Annotated in this window: 13 protein-coding genes; 10 read left to right on the top strand and 3 right to left on the bottom strand. The window is 63.1% G+C overall.

What is annotated here, in order from left to right; translation table 11 throughout:
- Positions 1–10: 10 nt before the first annotated feature.
- From E1748_RS10490 to E1748_RS10455, 8 genes are all read left to right on the top strand, one after another.
- Positions 11–274 (top strand): hypothetical protein, encoded by a 264-nt coding sequence (locus tag E1748_RS10490; RefSeq protein WP_133647015.1) that lies wholly within the window; start codon positions 11–13, stop codon positions 272–274.
- 50 nt (positions 275–324) lie between these two features.
- A complete protein-coding gene (locus E1748_RS10485) occupies positions 325–1866 on the top strand; it encodes a methyl-accepting chemotaxis protein (RefSeq protein ID WP_133647014.1) in 1542 nt (513 codons plus the stop codon).
- Positions 1867–2229: 363 nt separating this feature from the next.
- Entirely contained in the window at positions 2230–2859 is a 630-nt protein-coding gene (locus tag E1748_RS10480) for a trimeric intracellular cation channel family protein (RefSeq protein ID WP_133647013.1), read from the top strand.
- Positions 2860–2919: 60 nt separating this feature from the next.
- Positions 2920–4647, top strand: a complete 1728-nt coding sequence (locus E1748_RS10475; RefSeq protein ID WP_133647012.1) for a peptidoglycan D,D-transpeptidase FtsI family protein — start codon at positions 2920–2922, stop codon at positions 4645–4647.
- Positions 4648–4668: 21 nt separating this feature from the next.
- On the top strand, positions 4669–4848 hold the full coding sequence (locus E1748_RS10470; RefSeq protein WP_133647011.1) for a catalase-related domain-containing protein: 180 nt from the start codon (positions 4669–4671) through the stop codon (positions 4846–4848).
- Between the two features lie 499 nt (positions 4849–5347).
- Positions 5348–7114 (top strand): M30 family zinc metallopeptidase, encoded by a 1767-nt coding sequence (locus tag E1748_RS10465; RefSeq protein ID WP_133647010.1) that lies wholly within the window; start codon positions 5348–5350, stop codon positions 7112–7114.
- 113 nt (positions 7115–7227) lie between these two features.
- Positions 7228–7575, top strand: a complete 348-nt coding sequence (locus E1748_RS10460; RefSeq protein WP_133647009.1) for a hypothetical protein — start codon at positions 7228–7230, stop codon at positions 7573–7575.
- Between the two features lie 190 nt (positions 7576–7765).
- Positions 7766–8026: a DUF2866 domain-containing protein gene (locus tag E1748_RS10455; RefSeq protein ID WP_133647008.1), complete on the top strand. Its 261-nt coding sequence runs from the start codon at positions 7766–7768 to the stop codon at positions 8024–8026.
- Positions 8027–8038: 12 nt separating this feature from the next.
- On the opposite strand, the gene E1748_RS10450 is transcribed toward E1748_RS10455, so the two are convergent.
- Complete coding sequence (locus E1748_RS10450; protein WP_133647007.1) at positions 8039–8674, bottom strand: glutathione S-transferase N-terminal domain-containing protein; 636 nt, start codon at positions 8672–8674, stop codon at positions 8039–8041.
- Positions 8675–8765: 91 nt separating this feature from the next.
- Here E1748_RS10450 and E1748_RS10445 point away from each other — a divergent pair, with 91 nt between their 5' ends.
- Both E1748_RS10445 and E1748_RS10440 read left to right on the top strand, forming a co-directional pair.
- Complete coding sequence (locus E1748_RS10445; RefSeq protein ID WP_133647006.1) at positions 8766–9461, top strand: TetR/AcrR family transcriptional regulator; 696 nt, start codon at positions 8766–8768, stop codon at positions 9459–9461.
- A 53-nt stretch (positions 9462–9514) separates the two neighbouring features.
- Entirely contained in the window at positions 9515–9997 is a 483-nt protein-coding gene (locus E1748_RS10440; protein WP_133647005.1) for a nuclear transport factor 2 family protein, read from the top strand.
- A 9-nt stretch (positions 9998–10006) separates the two neighbouring features.
- Here E1748_RS10440 and E1748_RS10435 read toward each other — a convergent pair whose 3' ends face one another.
- Both E1748_RS10435 and E1748_RS10430 read right to left on the bottom strand, forming a co-directional pair.
- Positions 10007–10966 carry an acyltransferase family protein gene (locus tag E1748_RS10435; protein WP_133647004.1) on the bottom strand — a complete coding sequence of 320 codons (960 nt, stop codon included), beginning with the start codon at positions 10964–10966 and terminating at the stop codon, positions 10007–10009.
- Positions 10967–11094: 128 nt separating this feature from the next.
- On the bottom strand, positions 11095–11730 hold the full coding sequence (locus E1748_RS10430) for a 2-hydroxychromene-2-carboxylate isomerase (RefSeq protein ID WP_133647003.1): 636 nt from the start codon (positions 11728–11730) through the stop codon (positions 11095–11097).
- Positions 11731–11849: the final 119 nt, after the last annotated feature.

Raw genomic sequence — 11849 nt, 5'->3', positions numbered from 1 at the left:
TGGCGCATTTATGGCAATTGATGTAAATGGTGGGAAAAATGTGGTGTTCAGCACCTGCGTGATGGCCGCTGAGCCCCTGTCCATGCGGGTCTTCGATGATTTGCGGAGCGTCGTCCGCCGGCGCTTTCATTTTGCTTTGGCGAGGCTTTCGCGTGATGGTTCGCGGGTCGCTAAACACGGCCCGTCACGCGTCGAATCGTCGCACGAGATCCGGATCAAACAGCAGAGGAATCAGGGCATACCCGCTCTGCGCCGCGCGCGGCGCGCGCCGTAAACAGAACAAGGAACACCCTTTTTTCCGTTACCCGCATCCGAACGACCGCCATGACCCTGAACAAGAAACTTGCTTCGATGATCGCCGTGCTGTGGATCGGTCTGATCCTGATCGGCGGATTCGGCGCGTGGCAGAACCGCGCGTCGATGATCGCCGACCGGCGCGACCAGTTGACCTCGCTGATCCAGCAGGCGAACGCGATCGTCAACCGCTACTACACGCTGTCGCAGCAACATGTGATGTCCGACGCCGACGCGCGCAAGCAGGCACTCGACACGCTCGCGGCGATACGCTACGGCAAGGACGGCTACATCTCGGTCAACGATTCGCAGCCGGTGATGCTGATGCATCCGATCAAGAAGGAGCTGATCGGCAAGAATCTCGGTCAGTTCACCGACCCGGCCGGCAACCATCTGTTCACCGATATCGTGAAGGCCGGCAATCTCGACGGCGGCGGGTTCGTCGATTATCTGTGGTCGAAGCCGGGACACGACGAGCCGGTCGCGAAGACCAGCTACTCGCTGCGCTTCGCGCCGTGGGACTGGTACATCGTCACCGGCATGTACATGGATGACGTGCAGCACGCGTTTTTCGCGAACCTGCTGCGCTGGCTCGCGATCACCGTCGCGCTCGGCGCGATCGCGACCGTCGTGATGATGCTGGTCCTGCGCAGCGTGAAGCGCGCGCTCGGCGGCGATCTCGAAGTCGCGGTCGAAGCAGCGCAGCGGATGGCGCGCGGCGATCTGTCGGCCGGTGTGCCGCTGCGGCGCGACGATCGCGCGAGTCTGCTGCATGCGTTGCACACGATGCAGCGCGGGCTCGTCGATACGGTGTCGCGTGTGCGGGCCGGCACCGAGAACATCAACGTGGGCGCATCGGAGATCGCGAGCGGCAATACCGATCTGTCGCAGCGCACCGAACAGCAGGCAGCCGCGCTCGTGCAGACCGCGTCGAGCATGGACCAGATGACCGCGAACGTGAAACACAACGCGGACAGCGCGATGCAGGCCGCTCAGCTCGCGGGCCAGGCAGCGGACGTCGCGACGCGCGGCAGCCGCGTCGTCGACGACGTCGTGCGGACGATGGGCGAAATCTCGACGAGCTCGCGGCAGATCGGCGACATCATCGGCGTGATCGACGGCATCGCATTCCAGACCAACATCCTCGCGTTGAACGCAGCGGTCGAAGCGGCGCGCGCCGGCGAACAGGGACGCGGCTTCGCGGTCGTCGCATCGGAGGTGCGCAGCCTCGCGCAGCGCTCGGCCACCGCCGCGAAAGAGATCAAGGCGCTGATCGAAACGTCGACGCACACCGTCGAATCCGGCTCGACGCTCGTCGCGAACGCGGGCTCGACGATGACCGAGATCGTGCAGTCGGTGCGACGCGTGAACGAAATTCTCGAAGAGATCAGCCATGCATCGCGCGAACAGAGCGCGGGTATCGAACAGGTGAATCGCGCGGTCGGCGAGATGGATCAGGTCACGCAGCAAAATGCGGCGCTCGTCGAAGAAGCCGCGGCGGCTGCGCATTCGTTGAAGGATCAGGTGGATGTGCTGCGCGAATCGATCGCGAGTTTCGCACTGCCTGCATGACGTGCGTGCATGCGTGACGCACGCGCAAACTTCATATCAACAGACCTGAAGCAGATAAGCGCAGATAAAAAAGAAGGCGCTCGCGGGAGCGCCTTGAAACACGCCGCGTCGGAGACGACGCTCTTATCGAACGAATCGCCTGCGCGGTTTTTCAATCAGACCAGTTGAATGTGACAGGGGCTTGGCGGGATGCATTCGGTTGTGTGTTCGGTACTGCACACGATGTCGCACCCACGCACGCAGATTAAGCAGAATTTGGCCTTAGCGAATTCTGCTTAATCGAATTTCTTCGGCAGACAGCACTGCCGATAATCGCCGCTTTCGATGCACGGCATCCTGCCGTGCCTTCACGAAGGCCGCGCGATGTTGCTCCACTCCCTCTACTTGCTTGCGATCGTCGCCGAAGCGATGTCCGGTGCCCTGATGGGCATGCGCCGCGGCATGGACCGCTTCGGGTTGTGCCTCGTCGGCACGGTCACCGCGCTCGGCGGCGGCACCGTGCGCGACGTGCTGCTCGGTCATTACCCCCTTGCGTGGATCGCCCATCCAGATTACGTTCTAATTACAATTGGGGCCGCGTCGGTCGCGGCGGCATGCGCAAGGCCTCTGCGGCATCTCCAGGGACTCTTCGTGACCGTCGACGCGATCGGGCTGATCGCGTTCACGATCATCGGCTGCGATATCGCGTCGGCGCTGCAGATCAGTCCGCTGATCGTCGTCCTCGCGGGCGCGATCACCGGCGTATGCGGCGGCATGCTGCGCGACCTGCTGTGCAACGAGATGCCGCTGGTGCTGCGAGAAGACCTGTACGCGAGCATCGCGCTGGCCGCGGGTGCGCTGTATCTCGCGCTGCAATGGGTCGGCGTGGGACGCGGCGCGGCGTCGCTCGTGGTACTCGTCGCGGGGTTCATCGTGCGCATGCTGGCGGTACGTTTCCGCTGGCGGTTGAAGCGTTTCAGTGCCGCCGATGCGGGCACGGGCGGCATGCACTGACGCGCTTCCGGCTGCATCCGCTCATCCGTTTCATGTTTTTTGTCGGGCACCGTACTACTTATGGCACACAGAAAGAAACCGCAGTCTCACGATTCGTACGCTCCCGTCGCGCGCAACGCCGTGCTCGATCCACGTCTGCCGATGTGGCGTTCGAAATTCGTCGTGCTGCTGGTGTTCGCGGCATTCGCTGCGCTCGTGGCCCGCGCATTCTGGGTGCAGGTGGTCAATCAGGACTTCTATGTCGAGCAGGGGCAGAAGCGCTATCAGCGCACGCTCGAACTCGATGCGACGCGCGGCCGCATCGTCGATCGCAACGGCGCGTTGCTCGCCGTGAGTCTCGCGACCTACGAAATCTGGGCCACGCCGAAACTGCTCGACGAAAGCGCTTATCCGCCGCTCGCGAAACTGCTCGACGTGCCGCTTGCCGAATTGCGGCGCCGGTTGAGTCCGGACAAATCGTTCGTGCTGCTGCGGCGCCAGGTCGACGCCGAGACGGCCGGCCACATCGAAAAGCTCGGTCTCGCGGGCATCACGCAGATCGCAGATTCGAAGCGTTTCTATCCGGAGGGCGAATCGGCCGCGCATGTGGTCGGCTTCACCGACATCGAGGACAACGGCCAGGAAGGCGTCGAGCTCGCCGCGAACGAACGGCTCATCGGTGCGCCGGGCCAGCGTGAAGTGATCCGCGATCGACTCGGCCGTGTCGTGTCGGAAACGCGGCCACTCGTGCCGCCGCGCAACGGCGCGACGATTCATCTGACGATCGATCGTCGCGTGCAGCAGCTCGCGTATGCGCAGCTAAAGGCGGCTGTCGCGAAGCACGATGCGCAGGCCGGCAGCGTCGTCGTACTCGACGCGCGCAACGGCGAGATTCTCGCGCTCGCGAACTATCCGAGCTTCGATCCAAACGATCGCGCGCGCCTCACTGGACGGCAGTTGCGCAATCGCGCGGTGGTCGACACGTTCGAACCGGGCTCGACGATCAAGCCGATCGTCGCCGCGCTGTCGATCGACCTGGGCAAGGTCCGTCCGCAAACCCTGATCGACACGTCGCCGGGCTACTACAAGATCGGACCCAGCGTGATCCACGATACGTCGAATCACGGACAGATCACCGTCGCGCAGGCGATCCAGAAATCGAGCAACATCGCGCTCGCGAAGCTCGCGCTGAACCTGCCCGCCGAAACGATCTGGACCAAATACCAGGAATACGGCCTCGGTCACGCGCCCGAGCTGACGTTCCCCGGCGTCGCGACCGGCCGCGTGCGACCGTATAACCGCTGGCGACCGATCGAGCAGGCGACGATGGCCTACGGCTACGGCCTGTCGACATCGCTGCTGCAGATGGCGCAGGTCTACACCGCGTATGCGGGCGACGGCACGCTGCATCCCGCGCATCTGCTGATCGACGACAGCGCAGCCGCTGCGGTGGCCGCATCGCCGACTGGCCGTCAGGTGACGACGCCCGCAACCGCTGCGGCGATCCGCACGATGCTCGAGATGGCGACGGGCGCGGGCGGCACCGGACGCGCGGCAGACGTCGCCGGTTACCGGACCGGTGGCAAGACGGGCACTGCGCGCAAACAGGTGGGCACGTCGTACGCGAAGAACCGCTATCGCGCGCTGTTCGTCGGCATGGCGCCGATGAGCGATCCGCGCCTGGTGGTGGCGGTGATGATCGACGACCCGGCGGGCAAGGCATTTTATGGCGGCACCGTCGCCGGCCCGGTGTTCTCGGCGGTGACGGGCGGCACGCTGCAACTGCTCGGTGTCCCGCCGGACGCTTGACGTGGTGCGGATACCTGTTCGTTGATCAACGCGCAGCGCAAGCGCCTGTACCGCAACATCGCGGAAGGGATCGCGGGCGTGCCGGCCGACATCGTCGAACGGCAACTCGCGCTCTTCGACAAGATCGATCCGGCCTATGGCGCAGGCGTGCGCAAGGCAATCGCTCAGGGTGCCGAAGGATCGGAGACCGCGCTGCCTTGAGGGGCGTGCGGGTTTGGATAGTTCTTCGGATAGTTCGATAGCCGCCGGTCATGTGTGGCCGGCGACATTCACACTGCGGTGTTCATCGCGCAGTGCTCTTAGGTTAACGGCTGATTTCAGGTGCGCTTGAGCGGTATGCGTTGCCGTCCCGCTCAAGCCTCCTCTCGTTTCTTCAGGTTTCCCTCCACTCTCCCCGCCGACGTTTAAATCCCCACGGCACGCCGCGCGTTTTTCGCATCCGCGCGTCACGCCTGCGACGTCTCGCACACCGCGTCGTCACGTCGTTTTAAACGTGCTGTACGCCTAAAGTCCCCCGTCCCCACGCCGATAACAGGTTCGAGGCTCGCACCTCGCCGGTGTCGACGATCGATACCGGCCAACGGAATGCCCGGCCGCACGCCTCGCGCGCGACGGTCCGGAGCAAACCTCCCGAACTGCCCGCATGGCCGCGCAGGCCATGCTGTTTTATCCCGGCATCGCCGGGGACTGGAGATCTTCCATGCGCAGCGTGCGTTCCAAATCGATGGCCGCATGTGCGGTCGTCATGCTGTTCGCTGCCGGTCTGGCCGGATGCGGCGGCGGAGGCGGCGGCGATTCCAGCCCTGCAGCCAGCGGCACCGCCAAAGGCACCGACACCTCGACCAACACTTCAACACCCGCGACGACGACAGCGGTTCTCGCCGACGGCAACATGCACGCAGCCTGCACAGGCTGCGGCGCAAGCGACGACTCCACCTATTCCGGCAGCGGCACCGGCCTCTGGCAGGCACTCAACACGAGCGCAGCAGCGCAGAACGTTCCGGTCTCCATCAAAGGCCTCACGGGGCAGAACGTCACGTTCGTTTTCACGAACGAAAGCACGTCGGCACAGACGGTCGCTGCGCTGAAACTCAACCCGTCGGTCTCGGCTGCTTCGTCGATGTCCGCCGTGATGCGCGCGCAGACGGAGCCGAACGTCGCGACGTCGGGTGCCGGCGAAAACGCAGCGCTCTCCGCGATCCGCGACTTCAACGCGCACGGCTGGGCCGCGTACACATCGAACGCATCGAACCCGTCGGCGGCCGCTTCATCGGTTGCACGCTTCTCGACGGCAGGCACGCCGTCCGCATCGGTCGCATACGCGATCGGCGCACAGCGCACGTTCTACTACCAGGACTTCTCGATCCGTCAGACGACGCTCGAACAGACGGCGACCACGTCCGACGGCACCACCGTGAACCTGTGGGTCGAAAACGGCGAGCTGGGCGCAAGCAAGGTCAGCCCGACGCTGATCAACACGCTGCTCACGCGCTACGCACAGGCGGGCGGCGTGTACGACATGCTGACGCGCATCGGCGGCCCGCTGTACGGCCCGAACTCGCATTCGGAGCTGATCAGCGGTACCGGCCAGCCGATCGATCTCGTCGTGATGAACTTCGATCACAACAACCAGCCGTTCGGTCTGCTCGGTTATTTCTGGGCGCTCAATGACTTCAAGACCGGCTCCGGCCAGCTCGCGTACAGCAATCAGTCGATCTCGCTGTATCTGGATTCCGAAACGCTCTACCTCGGCGGCGCTGCGGGCCTTCAGCAGATCACGACGACGATGGCGCATGAAAGCATGCACATGCAGAACTTCTACCGGCGCGCGGTGCTGATGGGTTCGCAATACGCATTCGATTCGTGGCTCGAAGAAATGAGCGCGATGATGATGGAAGACTGGGCGAGCACGAACCTCGATCCGAGCTACAACGCGATCCGCGATCTGCGCTTCCCGACTTACCTGAATTACGCGGGCCACGGCAGCTACGATTGCGGCCTCACGAACTGGACGCCGTTCGGCACCGATTGCGAAAGCTATTCCGTGTCGGGATCGTTCGGCGGTTTCCTGAACCGGCAGCTTGGGCTGAACTTCTACAAGACGCTGCTGTACGACAAAAACCAGACCGATTCGCTCGCGATCCTGAACGATGCGATCGTCCAGAACCGTGCGGGTTCGAGCGTGCAGCAGGAACTGCGGCACTTCGCCGCGGCGGCGGCCGGCCTCGTGCCGACCACTTCCGCAGGCGTGAGCAATTACCTGTTCGCGGCACGCAGCGAAGGCGGCTTCAATCTGCCCGCGATCGATCCGTCGGCCTATCAGAGCATGCGCGATTTGCCGTCCGCGGTGCCGAGCGCGCTGCCGTCGCTTGGCAACTTCCCGGTGCTGCGTCCTGCCGTCAGCGGAACGTTCAACGAGACGGTGCAGGTGCCGGCGGGGACGACGCTGTCGGTGGTCGTGGACTGACGCTGAGCGGGTCTGTCGTCACGTTGTATCGCAGTAGACTCGAAGCGGCGCAGTGCGCCGCTTCGTCGTTTTCACCGTGCGGTTTTTATTGGATAGCTATCTCAGGCTCCGTCATGCTCAAACGATTTTTTCCGCACGTCACGATGATTGCGCTCGTAGCCGTGCTGCTGGTAGAGACTGCATGTGCGGTTCAGCCTGCTGCGGGGACGTCGACCAGTCGCAGTCCATCCATCGGCCAGTCGATCGAACTCTCCGGCAAGCTCACGTTGCGCGGCAACGAACCGTTCGTCTACCCGGTCGTCCAGGATCCGGGCGGCGTGTGGCAACTCGACGGTCTGTCCGCTGCACGCGCATCGGCACTGCAGAATCAGCAGGTAAAAATTCGCGGCACGGTCGTGAGACTCGATCCCGCTGGCATGCAATTGCCGATGGTGCACGTCGAGTCGCTGACCACGCCCTGACGCTCATCCAGCATGCTGAATACACGCTGATACAGAGCGTCGCCGTGTTTTAAGTCTGGCTTAATTCTTCCCTGCAACCATACGCTCGACATCCCCTGTTGAGCCGCCGGAGTACAGGCGGCACTTTTTTCAGGCTTGTCGCCGCAGCGCCGCACTATCAATCGCATTCCTGCAGGAAAGGAGTCAAACCATGACTGAAGAAGCGGTGTTCACCCATCTGCAGGCCATGTCCGGCAACCTCCATGCCCAGCAGATTCATTCGTGCACGGTCACCGCGCCGCAGCAGCTTCCGTGGGGCCGGTCGTATCGCCTCGTCGAATGGACGCTGAAACACGATCCCGAATGCCGCCGTCTCGCGGTGCCCACCGAATACACGGCTCCCGAAATCGCCGAACTGGTGATCTCGCATGTACCCGGCCGACGGTTTTGCCAGTACACCGAAAACGTGTAGCACCCACGCTTCTTATTTGCTGCGACGGGCCAGTTCCTCGCGATACAACGCGAGTTCTTCGGCCAGCGCCCGTGCCACTGCCGGCCGCTCCACCAGGCGCCGGTAGTAGCGCTCTACTTCCGGCCACTGCGCCAGATCGACGCCACCGTGCGATGCCCAGTTCAGCACCGTCACCAGGTATGCGTCCGCGACGCTAAACGTCTCCACCAGAAATTCATGTGCGTCCAGATGCCGCTGCAGCATGCCCATCCGTGATGCGACCTTGTCGCGCGCGTAGCGTTTCACATCGTCCGATGCATGCCGGTCGAGCAGCGGAACGAACACCGCCTTGTGCAATTCGGTGCTGACGAACCCCAGCCATTGCTGCATCTTCGCGCGCGCCGCCGTGCCCGACACGGGTGCGAGCGCTGCGTCGGGATAACGGTCCGCGACGTACGGCAGGATCGCGGTGTTTTCGGTTAGCAGCCAGCCATCGTCTGTGCGCAGCACCGGCACCTGGCCAAGCGGATTGATCGCGAGAAAGTCGCTGCCGTCGGCAACCTGCTTCGCCTTCGTGTCGACCTGAACGAAAGCCGCATCGGCCCCTGCTTCGTATAGCGAGATCCGCGTCGCGAGCGAACACGCGAGCGGTGAAAAATACAGATCCATCGAATATCTCCGTCGTGATGACGCGTCGATTAGCCTCCGCGTCCTGTTTCTGTACTATATTGGACAAAAATCACCGGCGTCAATAATTTATATGCAAGACAGTACAAAAACCCCAACCCGGCCACGCGGACGGCCGCGTGCATACGATCCGGAACATGCGCTGAAACGCGCGCGCGATGCGTTCTGGCGCACGGGTTACTCGGGCACGTCGCTCGATGCACTCAGCGATGCGACCGGCATGAACCGGCCGAGCCTCTATGCTGCGTTCGGCGACAAGCGCGCGCTTTATCTGGCTGCCGTCGACCGGTATATCGAAACAGGGCGTGACTTGATGCTCGGCGCGCTGAGTCCGGACGTTCCGCTCGCCGACGGATTGCAACAGGTGTACGACGGCGCACTGGCGCTCTACCTGCCGGCCGACGGCGACGCGCGCGGCTGCTTTCTGATCGGCACATCGACGGTCGAAGCGATGACGGACCCCGACGTGCGCGCGCGTCTCGGCGATGCGCTGCGCGCATTCGACCGCGCGTTCGAAAAGCGCTTCAGGCATGCGCAAACCATCGGCGAGATCGATGCGCAGGCGGACGCCGCGCTGCTCGCGAAACTCGCGTCGGCGGTGTTGCATAGCCTCGCGCTGCGCTCGCGTGCGGGCGATACCCGCGCGTCGTTGCGAGCCACTGCGCGCGCGGGTGTGGCGATGCTGTGTGAGACGGTACGTCCTCCGTCTGAAACTTCCGCTGATGGCGAACCCAAGCCTGCTCGCCGCCAAAGCAAACGCCCCCGATAGCAACCCACAGCCAACTTGCCCGCGACCGCAGCAGACAAAGGAGACCCAACACCATGAACGAAAAAAACGCCGCCTTGATCGCCCGCTTCTACGAAGCGTTCCAGCGCCTCGACGCCGACACGATGGCCACGTGCTACGCGCGCGATGTCGTATTCAGCGACCCCGCGTTCGGCGAACTGCACGGCGACGAAGCACGCGACATGTGGCGCATGCTGGCGCAACGCGCGCAGGACTTTTCGCTGACATTCGATGAGGTCGTCGCCGACGATACGACCGGTAGCGCACAGTGGACCGCTCGTTACGTCTTCACGCAAAGTGGACGTCACGTCGTGAACCGGATTCACGCGCGCTTCGTGTTCGCGGACGGATTGATCGCCGAGCACCGCGACACGTTCGATCTGTGGCGCTGGTCGCGTGCGGCGCTCGGCATCAAGGGTGCGCTGCTGGGCTGGGCGCCGTTCGTACAGAACGCAATCCGCGCGCAGGCAAGGAAAGGACTCGCTGCGTTCCGCGCGAAGCGCGGCAACGCGAGTTGACACGAGACGTCAGAGCAGCAGCTTGAGCCTGCGGTCGAGTGGGATGACCAACACGCATGCGAGCAGGCTCAACACGATCGAGATCGCGAACAGCACGGTGCCCGTGTGCATGCCCACGAGTCCCATGAACGCGAAGACGAAAAACGGGTGAATGAAATAGATGACCGTCGAAATCTTCGCGTAACGATCGGTGTTCAGCGTGCCCTTGCGACGCAGCACGAACAGGAAAATCGCCGGACACACGATCAGCAGCGACGCGCAGTTGTCGAAATGGTCCCGCACCGGATGGAAGAAATAGATCGCCGAACTCTCGGCGAGCAGCGCGACGATGCCGACGATCATCCACACGAGCACCGCGCCGTCCGATAGCGCAGCCGCGCGGCCCTTCGCGATCAGATACCCGATCGCGTACATCGGGAAGCCCAGCAGCAGGAAGTTGCGGAACAGCCAGTAGTTGTTGAACAGCTTGTTCAGGTATAGATGGCTGCTGTTCACGTAGTTGAACACGTACTGCGCGATCGCACCGATCACGAACAGCAGCACCGCCGCGGTCAGCAGCTTCGCGTCGGACCAGCGCCGCACCGCATACAGCACGAGCCCCGCGCCGAGCGATCCCGCCAGATACCACAGGTGGTGATAGCCGATCGCGAGCTTCAGCACGAACTCCGCATCCTCCTTCAGCGAATGCGGATGATGCGGGTAATAGAACGGCAGATACAGCACCATCCAGACGACGTAGAGCGTCACCATCCGCTTGACCCACGGCATCAGCGGCTTGCCCTTCGCAACGATGTTGTAGAAGTAATAGCCGTTGATGATGAAGAATACCGGCACCGCCACCCGCAGCAGCCCGTTGACGAAGACGAAGCTGAGGTAGTCGGAGGTTTCCTTGAAAATCTCCGTATGCAGCGCGACCACCATCGCCGCAAGGGCGATCTTGGAGAAATCAACGCTGGCGCTCCGCTGCATACGGTTCCTCGATCGGGTCGGTGGGACCTGCGATCCTAGCCCGGCTCATCGAGCGAAATATCGAACAAAAATGAGAAATAAATGCCGTATTGAGCGCCGCCGCCGGGCCGCCGGCGTGCGATCGCGCGTCAGGTGCGTGGCGGTGCAGACGTGGACGTGCAGCGCGCGAGGGCATCGTCAAGGCGGTCGTTACCCCAGAACATCTCGTCGCCGACGAAGAACGTCGGCGCGCCAAAAATGCCCTTTGCCTGCGCTTCTTCGGTCGCGTGACGCAAAGCCGGCCTGTTTGCATCCGCGAGCGCATCGGCAAGGATCTGCTCTGCGGGCAAACCGAGTTGTGCGAGCACTTCGCCGATATCGGCCGGTGATTCGATATCGCGATCTTCGGCGAAATTGCGCAGCATCACCTGACGGCAATACGCCCCGATCCACGATTCGTGCACGCCGAACGCCGCGACGCGCAGCGCAAGCAGCGGCACGCGCGGAAACACACTGGGCCGAACCCATGGCAAACCGTACTTGCGGCATTCGCGCACCATGTCCTGCCACACGTACGCGCCCTTCTCCTTCTGTTCGACGAACGGGGACGTGTGGTGACCCAGTGCGCGAAAAATCGGCCCGAGCAGAAACGGGTGCCAGCGAACCTCGACGCGCTGCCGCGCCGCGGCTTCCTCGATGCGCATCACACTCAGATAGCTGTAGTTACTCGCGAAGTCGAACCAGAAATCGATCGGGGTCGGCGCGCCGGATGAAGCGGTCTGCATCAGAAGTCTCCTCAACGTCGTGTGCGGGTCATGGGCTTATGCATGACTATCGTAGACGAGAAGCAGCAGACAGCGAAGCACCGCCGATCGATGCCCGCACGCGACGGAGAATAGGGATG

Source organism: Paraburkholderia flava (assembly GCF_004359985.1).
In the GTDB taxonomy this organism is placed as follows: Bacteria; Pseudomonadota; Gammaproteobacteria; order Burkholderiales; family Burkholderiaceae; genus Paraburkholderia; species Paraburkholderia flava.
The sequence above is the reverse complement of the archived record's forward strand: the minus strand, read 5'-3'. Positions and strand labels throughout refer to the sequence as shown.